Source organism: Agrococcus sp. Ld7 (assembly GCF_045064095.1).
Lineage (GTDB): Bacteria > Actinomycetota > Actinomycetes > Actinomycetales > Microbacteriaceae > Agrococcus.
The window spans coordinates 48,201-69,024 of record NZ_JBISGY010000023.1; the positions used below are offsets into that span (position 1 = coordinate 48,201).

The 20,824-nt window shown below is 68.3% G+C and carries 19 protein-coding genes; 4 read left to right on the forward strand and 15 right to left on the reverse strand.

All coding sequences use genetic code 11. The features are described 5' to 3' along the window. Position 1 precedes the first annotated feature (1 nt). The 3 genes from ACJJVL_RS03730 to ACJJVL_RS03740 form a co-directional block, all read right to left on the reverse strand. Positions 2 to 1,345 carry a maltokinase N-terminal cap-like domain-containing protein gene (locus ACJJVL_RS03730; RefSeq protein ID WP_405216972.1) on the reverse strand — a complete coding sequence of 448 codons (1,344 nt, stop codon included), beginning with the start codon at positions 1,343 to 1,345 and terminating at the stop codon, positions 2 to 4. Positions 1,346 to 1,436: 91 nt separating this feature from the next. Then, positions 1,437 to 1,685 carry a hypothetical protein gene (locus ACJJVL_RS03735; protein WP_405216973.1) on the reverse strand — a complete coding sequence of 83 codons (249 nt, stop codon included), beginning with the start codon at positions 1,683 to 1,685 and terminating at the stop codon, positions 1,437 to 1,439. 74 nt (positions 1,686 to 1,759) lie between these two features. Next, on the reverse strand, positions 1,760 to 3,052 hold the full coding sequence (locus tag ACJJVL_RS03740; protein ID WP_405216974.1) for a trypsin-like serine protease: 1,293 nt from the start codon (positions 3,050 to 3,052) through the stop codon (positions 1,760 to 1,762). Between the two features lie 205 nt (positions 3,053 to 3,257). Here ACJJVL_RS03740 and ACJJVL_RS03745 point away from each other — a divergent pair, with 205 nt between their 5' ends. Continuing rightward, a complete protein-coding gene (locus ACJJVL_RS03745) occupies positions 3,258 to 3,815 on the forward strand; it encodes a DUF421 domain-containing protein (protein WP_405216975.1) in 558 nt (185 codons plus the stop codon). Positions 3,816 to 3,851: 36 nt separating this feature from the next. Here the strand turns inward: ACJJVL_RS03745 and ACJJVL_RS03750 are convergent, their stop codons facing one another. From ACJJVL_RS03750 to ACJJVL_RS03780, 7 genes are all read right to left on the reverse strand, one after another. Next, entirely contained in the window at positions 3,852 to 4,787 is a 936-nt protein-coding gene (locus tag ACJJVL_RS03750) for a DUF4349 domain-containing protein (protein ID WP_405216976.1), read from the reverse strand. Positions 4,788 to 4,847: 60 nt separating this feature from the next. Further along, the gene (locus tag ACJJVL_RS03755; protein WP_405216977.1) at positions 4,848 to 7,004 is read right to left on the reverse strand and encodes a hypothetical protein; all 2,157 of its coding nucleotides are present in this window, start codon (positions 7,002 to 7,004) and stop codon (positions 4,848 to 4,850) included. A gap of 123 nt (positions 7,005 to 7,127) precedes the next feature. Further along, complete coding sequence (locus tag ACJJVL_RS03760; protein WP_405216978.1) at positions 7,128 to 8,099, reverse strand: TetR/AcrR family transcriptional regulator; 972 nt, start codon at positions 8,097 to 8,099, stop codon at positions 7,128 to 7,130. 31 nt (positions 8,100 to 8,130) lie between these two features. Then, positions 8,131 to 8,958 carry an aldo/keto reductase gene (locus tag ACJJVL_RS03765; protein ID WP_405216979.1) on the reverse strand — a complete coding sequence of 276 codons (828 nt, stop codon included), beginning with the start codon at positions 8,956 to 8,958 and terminating at the stop codon, positions 8,131 to 8,133. Positions 8,959 to 8,992: 34 nt separating this feature from the next. Then, positions 8,993 to 9,556: a pyridoxal 5'-phosphate synthase gene (locus ACJJVL_RS03770; protein ID WP_405216980.1), complete on the reverse strand. Its 564-nt coding sequence runs from the start codon at positions 9,554 to 9,556 to the stop codon at positions 8,993 to 8,995. A 144-nt stretch (positions 9,557 to 9,700) separates the two neighbouring features. Continuing rightward, on the reverse strand, positions 9,701 to 9,964 hold the full coding sequence (locus tag ACJJVL_RS03775; RefSeq protein ID WP_405216981.1) for a ribbon-helix-helix protein, CopG family: 264 nt from the start codon (positions 9,962 to 9,964) through the stop codon (positions 9,701 to 9,703). A 416-nt stretch (positions 9,965 to 10,380) separates the two neighbouring features. Then, positions 10,381 to 11,322: a GlxA family transcriptional regulator gene (locus tag ACJJVL_RS03780; RefSeq protein ID WP_405216982.1), complete on the reverse strand. Its 942-nt coding sequence runs from the start codon at positions 11,320 to 11,322 to the stop codon at positions 10,381 to 10,383. 108 nt (positions 11,323 to 11,430) lie between these two features. Here ACJJVL_RS03780 and ACJJVL_RS03785 point away from each other — a divergent pair, with 108 nt between their 5' ends. Next, entirely contained in the window at positions 11,431 to 11,742 is a 312-nt protein-coding gene (locus tag ACJJVL_RS03785) for a putative quinol monooxygenase (RefSeq protein WP_027020518.1), read from the forward strand. A gap of 632 nt (positions 11,743 to 12,374) precedes the next feature. Continuing rightward, positions 12,375 to 13,700 carry an ISL3-like element ISPfr2 family transposase gene (locus ACJJVL_RS03790; protein WP_026138135.1) on the forward strand — a complete coding sequence of 442 codons (1,326 nt, stop codon included), beginning with the start codon at positions 12,375 to 12,377 and terminating at the stop codon, positions 13,698 to 13,700. Positions 13,701 to 13,797: 97 nt separating this feature from the next. On the opposite strand, the gene ACJJVL_RS03795 is transcribed toward ACJJVL_RS03790, so the two are convergent. From ACJJVL_RS03795 to ACJJVL_RS03815, 5 genes are all read right to left on the reverse strand, one after another. After that, the gene (locus tag ACJJVL_RS03795) at positions 13,798 to 15,000 is read right to left on the reverse strand and encodes an MFS transporter (RefSeq protein ID WP_405216983.1); all 1,203 of its coding nucleotides are present in this window, start codon (positions 14,998 to 15,000) and stop codon (positions 13,798 to 13,800) included. 62 nt (positions 15,001 to 15,062) lie between these two features. Beyond that, positions 15,063 to 15,410: a DUF6804 family protein gene (locus ACJJVL_RS03800; protein ID WP_405216984.1), complete on the reverse strand. Its 348-nt coding sequence runs from the start codon at positions 15,408 to 15,410 to the stop codon at positions 15,063 to 15,065. Positions 15,411 to 15,606: 196 nt separating this feature from the next. Beyond that, positions 15,607 to 16,635 (reverse strand): 6-phosphofructokinase, encoded by a 1,029-nt coding sequence (locus ACJJVL_RS03805; protein ID WP_405216985.1) that lies wholly within the window; start codon positions 16,633 to 16,635, stop codon positions 15,607 to 15,609. Positions 16,636 to 16,845: 210 nt separating this feature from the next. After that, positions 16,846 to 18,045 carry an MFS transporter gene (locus tag ACJJVL_RS03810; RefSeq protein ID WP_405216986.1) on the reverse strand — a complete coding sequence of 400 codons (1,200 nt, stop codon included), beginning with the start codon at positions 18,043 to 18,045 and terminating at the stop codon, positions 16,846 to 16,848. 199 nt (positions 18,046 to 18,244) lie between these two features. Further along, positions 18,245 to 19,432, reverse strand: a complete 1,188-nt coding sequence (locus ACJJVL_RS03815) for an acyl-CoA dehydrogenase family protein (protein WP_405216987.1) — start codon at positions 19,430 to 19,432, stop codon at positions 18,245 to 18,247. Positions 19,433 to 19,654: 222 nt separating this feature from the next. Between ACJJVL_RS03815 and ACJJVL_RS03820 the strand changes: the two genes are divergently transcribed. After that, positions 19,655 to 20,824, forward strand: coding sequence for a CaiB/BaiF CoA transferase family protein (locus tag ACJJVL_RS03820; protein WP_405216988.1), 1,170 nt, complete (start codon positions 19,655 to 19,657; stop codon positions 20,822 to 20,824).

Below are 20,824 nucleotides of genomic sequence, written 5' to 3' on the forward strand. Positions count from 1 at the left end.
CTCAGTTGCGAAGGATCGCTTTCACTGCGGACAGGGGGACCGGGAGCCAGGTGGGGCGGTTGCGGAGTTCGTAGACGACCTCGTAGAGGGCCTTGTCCAAGAGGAGGGCTCGGTAGATCGGGTCCTGTGGGTTGACAGGCTCCAGGGCGGCTGCGTAGCCGTCTAGGAATTCTGACTGGCGGGCGCGCACCCAGTCGCTCGCCACCGCGGGGTCGGCATCCGGCTGCTCCTGCAGGGCTGAGCCCGCGGCGTAGTCGAAGGAGCGCAGCATGCCGACGACGTCGCGCATGCGGGGCTCCTTCACCATGCGCTCGTGCATCGGGCGCAGCGGCTCGCCTTCGAAGTCGAGCAGGCGCCAGCCGCCGTCGGCGGAGCGCAGCACCTGGCCCAGGTGCAGGTCGCCGTGGATCTGCTGCAACTGCCCGATCGAGTCGATCTCGCGCAGACGGTGCAGCTCGGCGGTGAGACCGTCGTCGAGGTCGGCGAGCACATCCGCTGCCTCCTGTCGTGCCCACTCGAGGCGCTGCTCGAGTCCGGTGATGAATCCCTGCGTCTCCGGCTGCTGCGCCTCGGTCGTGCCCATGACATCAGCCAACGACCGATGGACGGACGCGACGGTGGCGCCGAGCGCACGCGTGTCGGGCAGGTCTGCCGCCTCGCCGCGCAGGGTCGCGAGCGCGTGCAGGCGGTAGAGCTCCCAGGCATCCTGCGCGTCGGGCACGAGCTCGGAGATCGCGAGCAGGTGCCCGGTGACGGTCGCGTCGCCGGCGGGCCAGGTGGCGGCGATGGAGGCCAGCAGCTTCGGCACATCGGCGCAGCCCGCGCGGGTGAGCGCGCCGGTGACGAGCACGTCGGGGTTGTCGCCGGGGGAGACGACGCGGAAGACCTTCGCGATCCAGCGAGAGGCATCGGCCGATTCAGCGCCGCCGATGATCGAGGTGTTCGACTGCTCGCCCGTGATGACGTGGATGTGCTCGGCCGGGGCGGGCGCCGAGGTTGCGTCGCCCCTCAGCCCCTCGGCCGTGCGTGTGCCGGTCGCGATGTCGACCAGAGCCTGGACGACGCCAGCGTCGAAGCAGGCGTCGGTGAGCCAGCGGTCGCCGACCTGCGCGATGGCGGCCGGGCCGTGCTCGTCGTGCCACGTGATGGGCACCTGCAGCAGGGTGCCGCCGGCGCGCAGCAGCAGGATGGCCGCGTCGCCGAGGTCATACGCGTGCTCGAGCGTGACATCCACCTGCTGACCCTTCAGCGGGTACCAGCGGGTGGTGGGCATCCACGCGGCAATGGCTTCGATGACCTCGGGGTCGTCGTAGCCGCGAGCGTCGGTCGGGGTGTGTGCGCTCATGCGGCCACCTTGCCAGGTGCGGGTGGGCGCTGTCTGGGGAATCTTCGCGTCGCTACGGAGGATTGATCGTGCGAGCACGCGATCGAGCGCTTCACATCGCGCGGTGCCAGATCCCATCGCGCAGCATCAGCACGACCTGCGACCCGCTGTGATCGAAGGCGCCCAGGTGCACGTAGGTGATGTCGGAACCGGAGACCACGCGCTCGACCGGCACGCCGGTGCTCTGCTGCCACGTCTGCAGGCTTGTGGTGCCGCTCACCTCGCTCTGCAGGTCGGCGAGGACTGCTGCGACGTCGCTGTCGCTGTAGGACAGCGGGGGGCTCTGGAACTCTTGTTGCACGCCTGAAAATGTACCCCAGGCGTGTCCCCCAACGCGAGAGGGAGGCAGGGAGTTCCCTGAGGGTTCGGTGTGAGCTATGGGCGCAGCGTGGTGTGCAGCTGCAGGCCGTGCACCGTGGAGAGCAGCTGCGAAACGGGTGCGATGAGCCCCTCCTTCGAGCAGTTCACGCTGTACGACGACTTCAGGCCGGAGACGACGCCGACGGCGATCGCGCCGCTGGACGACGGCAGGCTCACGACCGGCCCGCCGGAGTCGCCCAGGCAGAACGCGCTGCTGCCGCTTGAACGCACGATCTGCACGTGCATGCATTCCGGCCCGCGGTTCGTGCCATAGCAGGTGACGTAGGCCTCGCCGGCGGTCAGGTCGCACTTCCAGCCGGTGATCTGCCCGGAGGAGCAGAGGCGGTAGCCCGACGGCGGCCAGGTCGTCTGCGAGCCGGTGATGTTCACGGTGGCGGTCTCGCTCGTGTAGATGCGGGGGAGGGTGCGCGCGTCGTAGGACGCGGCAATCACGCCGAGGTCGTAGGGGCGAGCGCCGTCGTTGAGCTCGTGCACGAGATCGCTCACGCCGATGCGCGTGCCGTTGCGGTTGCGCACCGCGCGGTTGTCGGCGTAGTCGCTGCAGTGCGCGGCGGTGACGATGAGCGGCTGGTGGCCGTAGAAGCCCGTGAAGCCCGACGTGCAGCTGACCCAGCCGCCGCTGGCCCAGTGCGTCTGCACGCGCATGCCGCCGGAGAGCACGCTGGAATCGTTCGAGCGCGTGGCTGAAAGGTTCGCGCCCATGACGCCCGCTTGCATCGCCGCGCCCGGCAGCATGCCGGTTGCTGCGGCGTTGACGGGGGCGCTGTCGGTCTCTTCGACCGTGACCTCGGCGCCCAGATCGGCTGCGGCGCGCTCGGCGGTCTCGATCACGTCGAGCACCTCGCCCTCGAGCGCGATGTGCTCGCTGCCGACCGCCTCAGCGGCCTCCTGCGTCGGCACCTCGACCGAGAGCGCATCCGCGTTCAAGCCGATCGCGAAGGCGCCATCCGCCGGCATCGCCGCAGCGAGGTCGTAGGCGATCTCGAGCATCTCCTGCTCGCTCGAGACCTGCGGCACGAAGTCGATGCGGATGCCGTCCTCGGCCGCGGCGTCTGCCATCGCGCGCACCTCGGTGGGCACGGCGCCGGCCCAGCCAATGCTGATCGTGCCGGCGACAGGATCGCCTTCGATCGCGCCCAGGCGCGGGTGCGGGGTCTGGGCATCCCAGTTGGCGATCTCGTCGATCACCGCGAAGTGCGCCTCCTGCATCTCGGCGAGATCCTCGGATGCGAGGGTCGGCGACGCGGGTGCGATGACGAAGGAGGCGGTGAGGCCAACGGATGCCATGGCGGCAAGGAGCAGTGTGCGGCGGCGCAAGCGAGACCTCGTGACGGTTCGTTATGGGCTGGGGGACCGCGTCGAGTCTAGCGCCGAGTCTCAACCTTTGGTGGAAAGTTTGCAAAGTGCGCATCGCGGTCGCTACTCGCCGGTTCGGCCCTCGCGGGCGTAGCCCGCGCCGCCGCCGCACGGTGCGATCCGCGAGGATGAGCGCATGGACGATCTCTGGTTCTACCTCGGCATCCCACCGCTGGCCGCGCTCGCGGTCGTCATCTCGACCGCGGGCCTCTACGGCACGTTCCTGCTGCTCAGTCGCGTGCTCGGGCAGCGGGTGCTCGCGCGCCTGTCGGGCTTCGACCTGCTGGTGGTGATCGTCTTCGGCGCGATCATCGGCCGCGCGATCCTCGGACACGTGCCGACGTTCGCGGCGGGGCTCGTGGCGATGGCGACGCTGCTCGTGCTGGAAGGCGCGATCGGCATGATCTCGCGGAAGGGGCGGCTGCAGGCGCTCGTGCACAACCGGCCGGTGCTGCTCATGGCCGGATCGCAGCTCGTCGCCACCGAGCTGCGGCGATGTCACGTGACGGTCGAGGAGGTGCACTCGCAGCTGCGCCGCGCGGGGATCCGCAGCCAGGAGGAGGTCGCTGCCGTGATCTTGGAGCCGACCGGGGAGCTGAGCGTCGTGCGGCGCGGGGTGCCGATGGCGCGCAGCCTGCTGGCGGGGGTGCGGAGCGCCGAGCGGATGCCGGAGGATCTGCTCGCCGACGCGTGACGGCTGGTCGCGCCGCGGCTCGCTCGCGGGGTGGTGCTACTCCGTGGTCTGCGTCACCGGGTTGACGACCGTGGTGCCCTCGGCCGCCGCGGTCTTGGGCGGCATCCGTCGGAGTGCCCTGCGGACGAGCAGCCAGACGACCAGGCCGATGAGCGCGAGGATCACGAGCGCCGGCATCGCCTGGCCGAGGCCGAACAGGAAGGTCGCGCCCCAGGCGAGGAAGCCGAGCCAGCCGGCCACCAGGCCGTCCCAGAAGCTGGGGGTGCCGGTGGGGCCTTCGACGCCGGTGGAGCGGATCTGCACCTCGATCGTCGACATCGCGACCAGCTCCTCGAGCGAGCGCTGCTCGGCCAGCAGGCCCTCGAGCTCGCTCGTGCGCTGCGTGAGCTGCGCCTCGACCGCCAGCAGCGTCTCGGTGTCGGCGGCGGTCGCGAGCAGCTCCGTGAGGCGCTCGACCGATGCGCGGGATGCATCCACCCGCACCTGCAGATCGCGCACCTGGTTCGTGACGACCTCTTCGCCCAGGTCGAGGGTCGTCACCTCTGCGAGCCCGCGCAGCGCGTCGAGCAGGCCGTCGACCTCGGCGGCCGGCACCCGTACGGTGAGCGTCGCCCACGCGGGCTCGAAGTCGGTGGATGCGCCCTCGGCGCGCCGGTCGATGGTGCCGCCGCGCGCTTCGGCGGCGTCGGTGACCGCGTCGGCGACCTGTAGCGGATCGCCCGCGCGCATCGAGACGCTGCCCGAGACGATCACGGCGCGGTCCTCGTCGGCAGCCGCTTCGGGCTCGCCGCCGGAGGCATCGGCGCCGTCGCTCTCGGCGCCGCCCTCCTGGGGCATCTCCCAGCCGGTGTCGGGACCGACGGCGGGATCAATGGCGGGGGAGCTGCTGCCGACGCCGAACGCGCCGCAGCCGGTGAGGAGCACGGTGCCGGCGATCACGATGCCGGCCATCGAGAGGAGTCTGCGGGTCATGCTTCCAGGGTGCGCGAGATCCCGCGGAACCACAGCCCAACCTTTTGGGCGACTTGGGCGTCAGTCCCTCAGAATTTCCAGCGAGCGCAGAGTCTCTCTGTACCACCGTGGTGACGCAAGTGAGAACCAGCGGCTGCGCTGCGCGGCAAATATCAGCGCGATCGTGAGGGGCAAGAGAACCACTGAGACGGCGACCGCATCGCTGAGTGATGCCAAACCGTTGAGATACAGCAGCCAGGGGGCGGAGTTCGTGAGCGCGGCAAGCATAAAGGTGAAGACGAGGAATGAGGCGAAAAGCCAGCCATGGTGTGTCAGCAGCGTGCGTTGATCATGCAGGAGTTTTTTGGCGGTCGACTGAGCGCTCGAGAGTTCGATCTCGAAATGAGAGCGGAGCTCCTCGATCTCCAATCGATGGCTTGCCTCAAGCTCAAGAACCTCACCCCGCTGTGGCGAATGGAGATCAGCGACCGAGCCCGAAAGCGACCCGCTCCAAAGTGGATAGTTCGAAAGTAGCCGCGTGCTGGTGGTCGCGGTGAGCAGATGCTCTTCCAGACTCGCTGAGCGCGGATCGTCGAACGGGCGCTCGAACGAGATGCCTGCGGGCTCTTGTATCGCTGCATACTGCGGCTCCCTGCTCAGCGCTAGGCGATAGAGCGCTCGTTCCATCGAGGACAGCAGCCTGGTGTCGATCCTCTCCGCGGTGCCGTCGTACTGGAGGATGGCGACATCCAGTCCGTGGGCGAGCCGGCCGGGTACAGAAGACGGAGCCTGAGATGGCCGCGTGATTTCGCGCAGCAAGTCGTGGTCTCGTGCAACATGCAAGGCCCATCTGGCACCCCACAACTGCACCGGATCCACGTCTGGCTCACGTGATGCGGCGATCATCCACTTGCGAACGCGAGAAAGTTCCGGGAAATCGATGTTAAGCAGGTTCGCCGCAGCATAGAGATTAGCCGTTGGAAGCAGCAGACGCCCCGAGCTGCCGTCGACGATCCGCTTGCGAAGGACAATGGAAACGACGCGGCACGCTTCTTGCTCAGTCAGGGTCGCGGGGATCCGATAGGGCATCTGCACGGTCTCGTTGACCTGCGCGACGAGAGCTGCGTACGCGAGTTGCACGAAAGTCGGCGCGTTCCAGATCTCTGCTTTCTGCGCCACAACGCCGGCACGGTGCACACGCTCCATGTACGGCGGTTCGCCCGCGAGGCGGGCGAGCACCATAACGTCATCGCACTGGTGGGCCGGGAACGAGACTGTGCCTTGGTCCTCAAGAAATCGCAGGAGCTCGTGCCGCTTGAGCGGCAGCCCAACGGCGCTCCCATCGCGCCCCGGGGTCACCTGGAGGTGGCCCGCCCATCGCGGAATGGCCCGCAAGTCAGACCGACGTCTAACCTGCACGACCGCGACCGGCCCGGCTGCGGCTGCGAGTCCCTGCGGTAGTCCATCGCCGAGCACCAGATGTGTCTTTGTGCGGACCAGCCACCGCATAAGTAGTGTGAAAAGGCTGTCGTCTACATCGAGTGCCTCCGCGAGGTCGTCTACGTGGACGCAACACAGTGCGACTCGCTGCTCTTTGCGGGAGAGGCGTATGAGCGGTGAGTGCGCATCGTCACTTACGAGTTGAGCAGCAGTTGCCCAGTGCTCGTCGGCATCGGGTGCAATCTCAACAGACGTCCTGAGTTCACGCATGGTGTCACTAGTGTTCACTTCCCCAGGGCCCGACGCGAATGGATCAGCCAGCGTCACCTTGCCAGTCTGCGCACTCACCGCTTCGTTCGAGCGCACCTCGACTCCACCCAGAGCCGGATGCGGCACGAACCGGAACCGCCGCTCGGGAGCAAGCGACGTCGCGATCACGGCGAACCCGCCGCCCTGGTCGATGTAACGCCAGATGGATTCGCTGTGGTTGGAGAGAGCCTGGCGCACTCTAGCGAGTTGCATAGCTCCGGGCGTCACCATGATCGCCGCGAAGTCGGTCGAGTCTGGGCTCAGCAACAAATCATCGAGCCGACCTTCGTCGAAATACTGGCACACGACCCACGGAGGAGCAGAGCGATCGATCGCTGCCCGATTCCTGCCGGGATAGTGGGCGACATCTGAAGCAGAGATCACTACGGCTACACGTGCTTGCGTAAGGACCTGCTCTGGAGAGACCCGGTTCTCGAGATTCGCCACCATCGTCACTTCCCAACGATTCAAGCAGCGCGTCTGGGACACGCTCCGCGCCTTCGGACGCCTTCGCGTATAACCTACCTCGCGACCTGAAGAACTTTCAGCACCGCGACGTTTGCGTTCGATTCTGCGGCGCAGGGCGTTCCACTCACTCCCTCACCTGTGCGCCTACTTGCGCGCCTTCGCCTCCTGCTTCGCGGCCTTCAGGGCCGCCTTCGCGGCGTCGCGCTCTGCCTGCGCCTCGGCCTTGGCCTCGGCGGCGCGCAGCCGCTCTGTGGCCTTCGCCACGGCATCCGCTGCCTTCGCCTCGGCCTGTCGCAGCTCGGCGCGCGCCTTATCGACGATCTTCGCCGCCTCGCGCACCTGCTTGTCGTTCGCGATCGTCGCGGGCAGCGCGGCGATCGGATCGTCCTCCTCGACGCGCTCGAGCCAGCGTTCGATGCCGTCGAGCAGCCGGTTGAGGCCGAAGGTGAAGCCGCGCCCGGGTTCGCTCTTGCTGGTCTCGAACACGCCAGCGCGCACGGCTGGCGCCAGCAGCGGAAACCGCTCGTCGGTGACGAGCTGGGGCAGCGCGCGACGCACGGTGTCGTCGACGGCGGTGTCGCCGGACCCTTTCGTGTACAGGCCGATGTAGCCGAGCAGCAGCAGCAGCGTCGGCAGCTTGCCGTTGTCGGTCATCCGCACGCCCTCGAGCGCAGCGAGGCCCGACTCCACGATCGCCAGCCGGTTCGGGGTCGTCGGGATCGAGCTGGGCGGCAGATCCGCCAGCCACGGGTGCGCGTCGTACGTGGTTCGCACGAACATCGCCCACTCGCGCAGCCGTTCGCGCCACGTGCTGCCGGCGTCCGGCACCGTGACCTCGCTCGCCGAGTCGAACATCAGCAGCAGCAGCAGGTCGTCCTTGCCGGTGACATAGCGGTAGAGGCTCATCGGGGCGACGCCGAGCCGCGCGGCGAGCTTGCCCATGCTGACCGCCTCGAGGCCGTCGGCGTCGGCGAGCTCGATCGCCGCCTCGACGATGCGCTCGGTGGAGAGCTCGCGCTTCGGGCCGCGGTGCGGCATCGCGGCGACGCCCCAGGTGAGGGCGTGCGCGTGCGGCAGGTCGGGGGTGTCGGGGTGGCCGTCGGGCTCGATGGTCACTGGTTGCTCATCCCTCGGCCGCTGCGGGCCGTCACTGTCGATCATCCGGGTGGGTGCCGGTGCGCTCGCCGGTCTCGAGGCCCGCGATGCGCGCCATCTCGTCGTCGCTGAGGCTGAAGCCGTCGACGTCGAGGTTCTCGCGCAGACGATGCGGATGCGTCGACTTGGGAATCAGGGCGCCCCCGAGGTGCAGATGCCAGCGGATGATCGCCTGCGCGGGGGATACGCCGTGGTCGGCGGCGATCCGCTGCACGGTGGGATCCTCGAGCACGCGTGCACGGCCGAGCGGGCTCCACGCCTGCGTGACGATGCCGTGCTCGGCGTGGAACGCGCGCAGCTTGTGCTGCGGCAGCCACGGGTGCGACTCGACCTGGTTGATCGCGGGCACGACGCCGGTCTCGTCCATGAGGCGCTGCAGGTGGGCCTCGGTGAAGTTGCTGACGCCGATCGAGCGCACGCGGCCCTCGCCCTGCAGCGCGATCAGCTCGCGCCACACGTCGACGAAGCGCTGCCTCGCCGGGCGCGGCCAGTGGATCATGTAGACGTCGATGTGCGTGCCGAGCGCCGCCTCGCTCGCCTTGAACGCGGCCCTGGCCGCCGCGGGCGTCTGCTCCGGGTCGCCCCAGAACTTGCTCGTCACGGTCAGCTCGTCGCGATCCGTGCCGGCGCTGCTCGCCTGCGCGAGCGCGGCGCCCAGCTCGCGCTCGTTGCCGTAGAACTCAGCGCCGTCGATCAGCCGGTAGCCCGCGTCGAGGCCCGCGGCCACGACATCCTCGGTCGCCTCCAACGGCACCTTGTAGAGCCCGAAGCCGAGCGCGGGGATGGCGTTGCCATCGTTGAACTCAAGGGTGGCGGGCATGCGTCGATTGTGTCAGTCGGGTGGGCCGCCCGGTTCAGCCCGCCGGCGTGGACGGCTGCCGGTGCGTCCAGCCCTCGTCGCCGCGCCGATACTCGACGCGCACGTGCCTGCGATCGAGCGTCGCCTGCAGGAACTCGAACCGCGTCGGCTGCAGCGCCCACAGCACCCACTCCGGGTTCGGCGCACCCGTGTAGCTGGGGCGCTCCGCCCAGTCGGCCTGCGACGCATCCGCTCCCAGGTCGGTCACGTGACCCGTCACCTCGACCTGGCGGCCGAGCGGACGCCAGAAGCACAGCGCGGTCGCGATCGGGCGCGCTGCCAGCTGCGCGGCCTTGCGCGAGCGGCGGTTCGAAGAAAAGTGCAGGCCGTGCTCGTCGATCGCCTTGATGATGAGCGTGCGGCTGGACGGGGCGCCATCCTCACCGATGGTGCTGAGCGTGAACGCGTTGGGCTGTCGTTCGCCGGTCGCGATCGCGTCGTCGAGCCAGGTGCGGAACAGATCGAGCGGATGCTCCGGCACGCCATCCGGGTCGAGCACGGGCAGGTCGTCGGGGAACGTGGGCAGGCTGCGAAGCCGCGCGCGGTAGTCGTCGCTCATCCGCGTCACGATACGCGCCGGCGACCCCGCGCGCGCCAGGCCGTCGCCGACCCCGTCCACCTTCCCGGACCTGGTGCACCAGGTCGCCCAAGGTGGAAGGGGTTGACGAATCGTGCGTCGAGTGCGACGCGGCGTCATGCGCCTTCATGCGACCGCTGCAGCGAGCACGTCGCGGATGAACTCCGAGCGGGTCTTGTGATGCTGTGCGGCCTGCGCATCGACCGCCGCGATCTCTGTGGGCGTCAGTCGCACGGTCACGACTTGCGAGGGGCTTTCACCTCTGCCGGGCCTGCCTCGACCCCGCTTCCTGAGCTCTGCGGTGCCGTAGCCTGCTTCGGCCTCTGCGCTCCACTCGGCAATCTGCTCCTCCGTGACCGGAACGCCGCGAATGGTCTCGTTCGCATCCATATGAATATTGTATTACGAAACCGGCTCTTCCCAGATGAGGGTGTAGGTCGGCCGGGCGCGTCGGTCCGCAGATAGACGTCGAGATCTCCCGACGACGGAGGTTCCTACGCCATCCATCCGAAAGACCTCGACGTGACCGACGCTACCCCGCCGGCCGGCTTCGGCCGCCCTGACCTGACCGCCTTCGCGTCTTATCCCGATCGGCTCTGATCGGGTCTGCTGATCCTCTCGACGAGAACGCAGCGACATCACAGCCACCCAACCCCGACCGTCCGGGAAGCCGGGACACGTCACATGGCCTGTGCTGCGGGCGTGTCGAGTGGGTCGTCCAGGGGCGACGCAGGAGCGTCGACGCGACGTGCTGAGAGGTGGTTCCAGTCGAGCACTGGCACACCGGCTACAGGCATGGCGATAGGTCAGGAACGGCGTCGCTCCCTGCGCAGGAGGGAGCGCAGAGTCTCGGCGTTCGCGTAGCCGACCCGTAGCGCGATCTCGGCGGAGGTGAGGTCCGTGGTTGCTGAGAGGTGCCGAGCTCGTTCGATGCGAAGCCGTTGGACGAAGCCGAGCGGAGTGAGGTTGAGCGCCGCACGGACTCGTCGTTCGAGGGTGCGCCGGCTGGTGCCGAGCGACTGCGCGACGAAGGCGACGTTGAACGGTTCGTCCAGGCAGGCGCGCACGAAGCGTTCGAACTCGACGACGATCGGGTCCTCGTGCCGGAGATGTTCGTAGGCGACGAAGGCCGCCTGCGACGGGCGCTCGTCGATGATGAGGAGCTTGGCGACATGTTGGGCCAGGGCGGGGCTGATCGATCGCACGAGTGAGAGCGCGAGGTCGATGTGGGCGAACGCGGCGCCGGCGGTGACGAGGTTCCCGTCGACCACGACCATGGTGTCGAGATCGAGGGCGACGGTCGGATAGCGCTTCAGGAACTCCGGCCCCAGGAACCAGCTGGTCGTCGCCCGCCGATGATGCATCCGTCCGGTCTCGGCGACAGCGAACACGCCGGTGCACGCCGCGGCGATCCGGGTGGTCGCCTCGTCGAGGCGCCCGAGCGAGGCGATGACCGAACGAGCATCTCGGCTCTGGAGGACGTCGTTGGTAGCGGCGGCCGTGAGGGTTCCAAGCGCAGGGACGACGACCACGTCGAACTCTCCGGACTCCGACAGCGGGTGGTCCACCGACAGGGTCATCGATGCCGTCGTGGTCACTCGCCGTTTCGGTCCGAGGATGGCGAGTTCGATCGGGTCGATCCGCGGGTCGACATCGCCGCGGGCACCGTCGGCCACCCGCACGATGTCGATGATCGACGCGATAGCCGAACCGAAGCAGCCGTCGATCGCGATCAGTCCGATACGCATGACGTAAACAATAGCAATACTGCCGTATACGCCACTCCCCACCGGCTCTCGCTCGTCATACGCTGAACTCGCTTCACCAAGAAACCTCGACACCTAGGAGAGTCCCTCATGTCCACACCCGCATCACTTCCGTATGCCTTCGTCGCCAAGATCGTCGCGGCCGATGGACAGCACGACGCGCTCGCCGATTTGCTCGCCGGCGCTGTCGCACTCGCCAACGAAGAAGTAGGAACGATTGTCTGGTTCGCGGTCAGGACCCACGCCGACACCTTCTGGATCTTCGATGCATTCCCCGACGAGGCCGCTCGCGACGCCCACGCCAACGGCGCCATCGTCGCAGCCCTGATGGCCAACCAGCACCTCCTCAGCGCAGCGCCCGAGATCCTGGCGGCCGACGTCCTCGCGTCCAAGCTCCCGTAGTCCGCCAACGCACGAGACGATCGCGCCCCGCCGAGCCGTCGCCAGGTCGCGACGCAACGCCATGCTGCGTTGCCGAGCGGTGCGAGGCCTATCGGCACACGGACAGGATGCCGGCCGCGAGCGCTCAGCCGGCGAGGGGTCCGTCGCAGAGGAGAGCGACGTCGGTGTCGGGCAGAGCCGTGAGGCCAGCGCATCGCGCGACCACCAGAACCGAACCGCCCCTGACCTGCGTTTCCGCAGGTCAGGGGCTGTTCGCCGGAGCCGCCTGTCGGAATCGAACCGACGACCTAATCACGTCGGCTTTGCGTCTATCGCTTGATGCGCCCACTGGGCGAACGAGCCGCTGACCTGCGCAAACGCCGAGCGTGGGGGACGCCGCCATCCGGTGGTGACCGACGACGACCGACCAGTACCGGCCGTTTCACCGGAGCTTGCGGCGGCGTCGAAGCCGAGCAAGCTCCATTCCTTTAGCTCACCGCGCCCTCCTCCTCGCCGGTCCCGTCGTCGTCGAAGACGTTTCAGGGGTCTTCTCAGATGACGGTGTAGGCCGGCCGGGCGCGTCGGTCCGCAGATAGACGTCGAGATCTCCCGACGACGGAGGTTCCTACGCCATCCATCCGAAAGACCTCGACGTGTCCGACGCTACCCCGCCGGCCGGCTTCGGCCGCCCTGACCTGACCGCCTTCGCTCGACTCGACGGCCTCGGTCTGAGCGTGACCGGACAACGACTTGAACCGGATCGTGCGGTCCTCGCGTGCCGCGTGGTGGAACCAGATCAGTGGTGCCGACGGTGCGGCAGCGAAGGCGCTGCTCGTGACACCGTGATCCGGCGGTTGGCCCACGAGCCGCTGGGCTGGCGACCGACCGTGCTGGAAGTTGTAGTGCGCCGCTACCGCTGTGCCGACTGCGGACACGTGTGGCGCCAAGACACCAGCGCCGCGGCGGAGCCACGCGCGAAGCTCTCGCGCACCGGGCTGCGGTGGGCGCTGGAAGGGATCGTGGTCGCACACCTCACCGTCGCCCGTGTCGCCGAGGGACTCGGGGTCGCGTGGGACACCGCCAACAATGCGGTCCTGGCTGAAGGCAAGCGGCTGCTGATCAACGACCCCACGCGGTTTGAGGGCGTGAAGGTCATTGGCGTCGATGAGCACGTCTGGCGCCACACCAGGCGTGGCGACAAGTACGTCACCGTGATCATCGACCTCACCCCGGTCCGCGATGGCGCCGGCCCAGCAAGGCTGCTGGACATGGTCGAGGGCCGGTCGAAGGCGGCGTTCAAGACCTGGCTCGCCGACCGCGACGACGCCTTCCGTGACGCGGTCGAGGTGGTCGCGATGGACGGCTTCACCGGGTTCAAGACCGCCGCTGCAGAGGAGATCCCGGACGCGGTCACGGTGATGGATCCCTTCCACGTCGTGCGCCTGGCCGGTGACGCCCTCGACAGGTGCCGGCGCCGGGTCCAACTCGCGATCCACGGGCACCGTGGGTTCAGGGACGACCCGCTCTACAAGTCGCGGCGCACGCTGCACACCGGCGCGGACCTGCTCACCGACAAGCAGAGCGACAGGCTACGCGCGCTGTTCGTTGATGACGCTCACGTCGAGGTCGAGGCGACCTGGGGTGTCTACCAGCGCATGATCGCCGCCTATCGCCACGAGGACCGGCAACGTGGCCGCGAGCTCATGGAGAAGCTGATCACCGACCTCAGCGCCGGCGTCCCCAAGGTGCTCACCGAGCTCACCACCCTGGGCCGGACCCTGAAGAAGCGAGCCGCTGACGTGCTCGCCTACTTCGAACGACCCGGCACCAGCAACGGGCCGACCGAGGCGCTCAACGGACGGCTCGAACACCTGCGCGGCTCCGCACTCGGGTTCCGCAACCTGACCAACTACATCGCCCGAAGCCTGCTCGAGACCGGCGGCTTCAGACCCCAACTCCTACACCCCCGATTGGGATGAGCCACGAAACCCTTGTGGGGTCGAGAAGCAGGCTGGCGAATGCGCACGGAACTGCATCGCGTCGCGCGAGCGGAAAGCTCGGAGCGCCGCGCAGCTGTCAGCGCGGCAGCTCGATCGGCGCCGTGTCTGGCGGGTCGCCGATGCCGTGGCGCAGGTCGGGCTGGTGGCGTCGGAAGATGATGGCGATCGAGGCCGCGATCGCCACCATCACGACCGCCACCCACACTCCGCCGACGCCGCCGATGGCGTCGATCGCGACGCCCGCGATCGCGGAGCCGACCGCGGCGCCCAGCAGCTGGCCGGTGCCGATCCAGGCGTAGGCCTCGGGGGTGTCGGCGAATTTCACGGTGGCGGCGATGATCGCCGAGAACGACGCGAGCGCGGGCGCCGTGCCGAGACCCGCGATGAAGAGCGCGATCGAGAGGCCGACGACCTCGCTCATCGGCAGTGCGATGAGCATGCCTGCCAGCACGATCACGAGCCGGATGCCGAGCGACCACGGCGTGATGCCGCGGCTACCCAGCGCGAAGCCGCCCAGCAGCGAGCCGAGCGCCGAGATCGCGAGCACGACGCCGGCCTCGAGCGCGCCCTCACCGAAGGTCGCGACGACGCCCGCCTCGACGGCCGAGAAGCCGCCGATGAACATGGCAGAGACGACGACCGAGAGCAGCACCGGGGGCTTCCGCAGCACGCGACCGAGCTTCCGGGTGGTGGGCGGGATGCGCAGCCGACGCACCTCCGGCGAGATGATGAAGAAGGCGGCGCCGACCACCTGGATCACCAGCACGACCAGCAGCGTCGGGCCAGTGCCGATGAACGCGACGAGCGCGACGAGCAGCACGGGCCCGAACACCCAGATGATCTCCTGCAGCGCCGCGTCGAACGAGAACAGCGCTGACAGGAGCCGCTGCGGCACCATGCGGGGGTAGAGCGTGCGGACGGTCGGGGTGATCGGCGGCATGGCCGCTCCGGCGATGGCGCCGGCAACGACATCCGCCCACAGGGGCAGATCGAGGGACGCCATCGAGAAGAGGGCCGAGGTGGAGATGACCGTGGTCGTGACGAGCACCGCGACCGTGCCGAAGCGGGCCATGAGCCGGGTGACGAAGGGGCCGGCGACGGCCATGCCGACCGAGAACGCGGCGAGCACGAGGCCGGCCGCGGTGTAGGTGCCGTGCTGGCGCTCCATGTGCATGAGCACGCCGAGCGAGTACATGCCGATCGGGAACCGCCCGATCAGCTGGGCAATGATGATGCGCAGCAACCCTGGGACCCGAAGCACCTCGGCATATGTGCGCACCAAGCGATCCTAGGACGCGGCGGATGCGCTCGTGCGGAGGCACCCCGTGCGGGCGTGGGGGATCAGTCGGTGCGCGGCGTCTTGATCGAGAGACCGGCGGCGACGAACAGCGCGGCCGACACCAGGTGGCCCCAGAACCAGACCGCGGTGAGCGTCGCGCCCTCCCACGTGAACGGCATGATCGGGTTCCAGACCACCGCGATGATCACGAACACCGGCACCCACCACCACTGCTTCGCCTGCACGGCGTACCAGAGCACGATGAGGGCGAGGATCGCGACCACGTAGCGCAGCACCTCATCCCACGCGCCCGCCAGCCACAGCTGCGCGGCGACGAGCGCGAAGGCGGCGAGGATGCCGGGCGCGAACGCGTTGCGCTGGAAGGTGGGGCCGTAGCGGTTCTCGTCCATCGTTCTCCAGGGTATTGGGCGGGGACGGGCGGCGGGTCTCGTGACGCTGGCGGCGAGGGTTCGTTGGTCGAGAAGGCGGCGAGCGGCGCCCGTCGCCCTCGCCGGGCCGGTCGGCGTTGTGCCAGATGGCGTGATCGCGCGCGCGGCCGCTTCGAGCGGACCGCTACCAACCGAGAGCTTCGACGACTGGCCGGTGTCAGCCGAAGAGCATCTCGGCCTCGCGGTAGCGGCGCTCTGGCACCCGCTTCAGGTCGCCGAGGGCATCGGCCATCGGGACGCGCACAATTTCGGTGCCTCGCAGCGACACCATCGAGCCCCAGGCCTGATCGACGATCGCGTCGACTGCCGCGAGGCCAAAACGCGTCGCCAGCACACGGTCGGCGCCGCTCGGCGCCCCGCCGCGCTGGATGTGGCCGAGGACGGTCGCCCGCGACTCGATGCCGGTGCGCTCTTCGATCATCGGTGCGAGCAACTCACCGATGCCGCCCAGTCGCGGCCGGTTGAACGCATCCAGGCCCTTGTGCGAGTGCGCCTCCTCCATGCCCTCGAGTGTGAACCCCTCGGAGACCACCACGAGCGGTGCCCGACGGCGGTCGTAGACCGACTGCACGTACTCGCATACCCATTCGATCGAGCGCGGTTGCTCCGGGATGAGGGTGACGTGCGCGCCCGTAGCAATCCCGGTGTTCAGTGCGATCCAGCCCGCGTGCCGTCCCATCACCTCGAGCACCATGCAGCGCATATGCGAGTCGCCGGTCGTGCGCAAGCGGTCTCCCGCCTCCGTAGCGATCTGCACCGCGGTGTCGAAGCCGAACGTGTAGTCGGTCGCATCGAGGTCGTTGTCGATCGTTTTCGGCACTCCGACCACCTGTAGCCCGTCGTCCGCGAGCCGGTTGGCTGCCGCGAGGGTGCCCTCGCCACCGATCGCCATCACCGCGTCGATGCCCAGCCGCGCGAGCGTCTCCTTGATTCGTTCCGGCCCCCCGTGAGGACCTTCGTACGGGTTCGTGCGACTGGTGCCAAGGATTGTGCCGCCAATGCGCGAGGTACCGCGCACCGAGGCTCGATTGAGCACGTGCACGTCACCCTCGACCAAACCGCGATAGCCATTGCGGATGCCAACGAATTCCAAGCCGTGGTGCACGATCCCGGTGAGCACCGCTGCGCGGATCACCGCATTGAGGCCGGGGCAGTCGCCGCCGGACGTGAGGATGCCGATTCGCATGTCGCCTTCCACCGGACAGCACTGGTGTGCCTCCGGCGCTCCCATTCAAGCGGCGAGCGCACCGAAAGTCCAACCGCTGCCAGCACCCGATCCGCGCGCTTGATGCTTCCGATTTTCGCTGTACGACAGACGCGTCGCAGCGCCGTGCGCAACGGGCGCATCGCAGCGTGGACCGGCCCGGGGTCCGGGCGGTCGCGCGCTGGCGTGCGGCTATGAAGCGCCGCGTGTCTGGGTCCGCGCGGCGTTGCGTGGCAGGTCGAACGACGACGCGAGCACCAGCACGATGGCAGCGACGCCGAAGGCCGGGATGAGCAGCATGGCACTCCCGAGCCCCAGCAACTGCTCAGCGAGCGCAAGGGCCGCTGGCCCTGCCGCGATCGCCAAGCCGAGTGCCATTGTGCTCGCGGCAGCCGCGGTGTCGGCTCGATGATTCGATGCCGTCACGAGCCTCGCCAGCGAGAGCGGGAACTGCCCTCCAACGCCGAGGCCAATCACGAACAGCGCTGCGAGCCCCGAAATGGAGGAAGGCGAAAGCCAGAGCACGAAGAAGCCCGCGATGCTCAGCAGGATCGAGCCAAGGAGCAGCGCATCCTGAGAGATGCGCGACGGACTACGCGAAAGCGCTAGCCGGCCAATGACCATGCCAAGCAGCATGAAGGTCGGACTCGCGGTGGCGAGCGCGAGATCCACGCCACCGGCATCGTGGAGCCACACAGGCGCCCAGAGCGCGGTCGCGAACTCGATCCCGAGCACGAGGATAGTGCCCATCCATACAATGACGAACGACGCTCGTGGCCCTGGCTCGCCGCTGGCGGCGGCTGGCGGCGCAGCTGCGGCACGGCGTGACGTAAGGGTGTTCGCGATGAGCGAGCCAGCGACGAGCACGAAGGCCATCGCGAGGCCGGCTCGCCAGCCAAACATGCTTGCACTGGCAATTCCCACGAGCACGGGCGCAGTGACTCCCGCGATCTGCGAAAGCGCCGATCCTTCGTTGAGCAGGCGCGCTCTCACCACGGGCGGTTGGTCGGAGAGGTCAGCGAACGCGTTTGACTGCACGAGCGTGGCGAAGGCGCCGGTGAGGCCAATACCGAGCAGCGTGAGTGCGAGGTGGCTGGCCATGAGGTAGCACCCGAGGCCGAGCGCGATGCCGGCGGAGCCGATCACAATGCTGCGTGCCCTCGTGGCCCGGCGCGCGAGCGCTGGCGCTACGAGCGCGCCGACGATGAACCCGGTGCCGAAGGCGGTCGCGTGCAGCGACGCGAGCGCCATAGGGATGTCGAGGTCGCGCGCGAGCAGCTGTACGGTCGGCGCATATCCGTCGATGACGAAGGCCACGATGCCGAGCTGTGCGTACCGCAGCCAGATCAACGGCGTGCGTCCCAGCCCCTCTCTCGAGCGGGCGCCCGTCACGGCCGCTCGTTGCGGCCCGACGAGATACGGGCGACGGCGCGGCGGCGGAGCGACCGCACCTTGGCGACGCCGACGCCTGCCTGCGCATTCACGAACAAAATTGCCACCTCACTCGCACTCAACCCAATGGACAGCCTCGCGCTGCGCTAACCACTCCACGTTGACCGGAGCCGACCGACGCAGGTCGCGTCGTGGACACCTACCCACGGAAAGCTGAAATGCCCGTCAAGCGCTCGCCGAGGATGAGCGTGTGCACCTCGTCTGTGCCCTCATAGGTGCGCACAGATTCGAGGTTGTTCGCGTGCCGCAGTGGCGAATAGTCGAGTGTGATGCCGTTGCCGCCCAGCACGCTGCGGGCGTCGCGCGCAATGTCGATTGCGACGCGAGTGTTGTTCAGCTTGGCGACCGAGATCATGTGGTGGGGCATCGAGCCTGCGTCCTTACGACGCCCCAGGTGCAACGCGACGAGCTGCGCCTTCTGGATCTCGAGCGCCCAGTCGACGAACTTCTTCTGCGTCAGCTGGTAGCCAGCGAGCGGCTTGCCGAACTGCATCCGTTGCTGCGCATAATCGAGCGCAGCGTCGAAACTGTCCCGTGCTGCACCGACAGCGCCCCAAGCGATGCCATAGCGCGCCTCATTGAGGCACGAGAACGGACCGCTGAGGCCCTTCGCCCCCGGAAGGACGGCGTCGGCCGCCACCCGCACGCCCTCCAGCGCGATGTCGCACTGTATCGACGCCCTCATCGACAACTTCTGTGCGATTGGCGTTGCGGTGAAGCCCTCGCTGTCGGTCGGCACGATGAAGCCGCGGACGCCATCGTCGGTCGCCGCCCAGATGATCGCCAAGTGCGCGATCGAGGCGAGGCCGATCCAGCGCTTCGCGCCGTCGATCACCCATGCATCGCCTTCACGGCGCGCGGTCGTGAGCATGCTGGAGGGGTCGGAGCCAGCGGTCGGCTCGGTGAGGCCGAAGCATCCGATCACCTCGCCTGCAGCCATGCGCGGGAGCCACTCCTGCTTCTGCTCCTCGGAGCCGTGCTTCGCGATCGCGGACATCGCCAGCGACCCCTGCACCGAGACGAACGTGCGGATGCCCGAGTCGCCCGCCTCCAACTCCTGCATCGCAAGCCCGTACTCGACCGCGCTCTTGCCGGCACAGCCATACCCTTCGATGTGCATGCCGAGCAGCCCGAGCTCTGCCATCTCGGGCACAAGCTCGACCGGGAACACACCCTGGTCGTACCACGCGGCAATGTTCGGGCGGATGCGGCGGTCGACGAATGCGCGGACGGCGTCGCGCAGTTCCAGCTCGGCTTCGCTCAGCTCATGGTCGAGCTCCAGCAGATCGCTGGCGTTGGCGACGACGCTGCTCGCATCACGGTTCACGGGTGACTCCTTCTCTCGGGGTGTCCCTAGCGTGCCGCGTCGGGGGGCCGCCTTGCGCATTGGTGCATAAACGGCCAGCGATCATTGCGATTGCGGCATCGTTCGCCTCCGTGGTTGCAGGGTGGGCGACAGTGGGAGCCGAATAGGTGCGAGAAGGGGAACGATGTCTGAGCGAAGCGTGCGCGGCAAGCGCGACAGCAAGGGTGCACGAGCGTGATTGCCATGACCGAGCTCGAGTCGCTCTTCGGGCGGCGCGCGACGGGACCGCTTGCTGGACTGGTCGTCGCCGACCTCAGCAGAGTGCTTGCCGGGCCGTATGCGACCATGCTCCTGGCTGACATGGGTGCGCTCGTCATCAAGGTCGAGAGCCCCGCAGGCGATGACACACGTGGCTGGGTGCCGCCGGTCAGGGATGGCGTCGGCACCTACTACCTCACCGCCAACCGCAACAAGCACTCGATCGCGCTTGACTTCGCTGAACGCGATGACTTGGACCTGCTCCACCGCATCATCGATCGTGCCGACGTGCTGGTCGAGAACTTCCGGCCCGGCAGTCTCGCCAAGTTCGGTCTCGATGCGCACACCCTGCAGGCGCGCCACCCGGACCTCATCTATGCGTCGGTCACAGGTTTCGGCTCCAAAGGCGGTGCGGACCTGCCGGGCTACGACCTGCTCGCACAGGCGGTGTCGGGGCTCATGTCCGTGACGGGCGATGCGACGGGCGAGCCGACGAAAGTCGGTGCCGCCCTGGTCGACGTTGTCACGGGGCTGCACACCGCGGTCGGCATCCTCGGCGCCCTCCAAGCGCGCTCGGTAACGGGCGCGGGCGACCGCATCGAAACCAACCTGCTCTCGTCGATCCTCTCCGGACTCGTCAACCAGACGTCCGCCTACGTCGCCGCCGACGTCGTGCCGCAGCGGATGGGGAATGAGCACCCCAGCCTGTACCCCTACGAGCCGTTCCCGACGGCAGATCGACAGCTCGTCCTCGCCATCGGCAACGACCGCCAGTTCGCGCGCCTCTGCGAGGTGCTCGGCGTGCCAGAGGCCGCCGACGACGAGCGCTATCGGACCATGGCCGCGCGCAACAGCAACCGTGCCTCGCTGCGCACCCTCCTCGTGCAGCGATTGCGGACCAGGGGCGCGGATGCCTGGTTCGACGACCTGCGACGCGTCGGCGTGCCGTGCGGGCCGATCCAGGGCGTCGACGGTGGCGTGCAGCTGGCGACTGAGCTCGGGTTGGAACCGATCGCGATGGCAGGGCCCGAGGGCGCCGCGGTGCCGACTGTGCGGCATCCGATCTCGTATGAACGCGCGACGATCGACTACTCGCAGGCTCCGCCCGCACTTGATGCCGATCGGGCGCGCGTGTTGCAGTGGCTCAACGGCTGA

What these genes read in the sequence shown, in the direction of transcription:
- ACJJVL_RS03730 (WP_405216972.1), bottom strand. Translation starts at nt 1,345, where the DNA reads ATGAGCGCACACACCCCGACCGACGCTCGCGGCTACGACGACCCCGAG.
- ACJJVL_RS03740 (WP_405216974.1), bottom strand. Translation starts at nt 3,052, where the DNA reads ATGGCATCCGTTGGCCTCACCGCCTCCTTCGTCATCGCACCCGCGTCG.
- ACJJVL_RS03745 (WP_405216975.1), top strand. Translation starts at nt 3,258, where the DNA reads ATGGACGATCTCTGGTTCTACCTCGGCATCCCACCGCTGGCCGCGCTC.
- ACJJVL_RS03750 (WP_405216976.1), bottom strand. Translation starts at nt 4,787, where the DNA reads ATGACCCGCAGACTCCTCTCGATGGCCGGCATCGTGATCGCCGGCACC.
- ACJJVL_RS03765 (WP_405216979.1), bottom strand. Translation starts at nt 8,958, where the DNA reads ATGCCCGCCACCCTTGAGTTCAACGATGGCAACGCCATCCCCGCGCTC.
- ACJJVL_RS03770 (WP_405216980.1), bottom strand. Translation starts at nt 9,556, where the DNA reads ATGAGCGACGACTACCGCGCGCGGCTTCGCAGCCTGCCCACGTTCCCC.
- ACJJVL_RS03775 (WP_405216981.1), bottom strand. Translation starts at nt 9,964, where the DNA reads ATGGATGCGAACGAGACCATTCGCGGCGTTCCGGTCACGGAGGAGCAG.
- ACJJVL_RS03780 (WP_405216982.1), bottom strand. Translation starts at nt 11,322, where the DNA reads ATGCGTATCGGACTGATCGCGATCGACGGCTGCTTCGGTTCGGCTATC.
- ACJJVL_RS03785 (WP_027020518.1), top strand. Translation starts at nt 11,431, where the DNA reads ATGTCCACACCCGCATCACTTCCGTATGCCTTCGTCGCCAAGATCGTC.
- ACJJVL_RS03800 (WP_405216984.1), bottom strand. Translation starts at nt 15,410, where the DNA reads ATGGACGAGAACCGCTACGGCCCCACCTTCCAGCGCAACGCGTTCGCG.
- ACJJVL_RS03805 (WP_405216985.1), bottom strand. Translation starts at nt 16,635, where the DNA reads ATGCGAATCGGCATCCTCACGTCCGGCGGCGACTGCCCCGGCCTCAAT.
- ACJJVL_RS03820 (WP_405216988.1), top strand. Translation starts at nt 19,655, where the DNA reads ATGACCGAGCTCGAGTCGCTCTTCGGGCGGCGCGCGACGGGACCGCTT.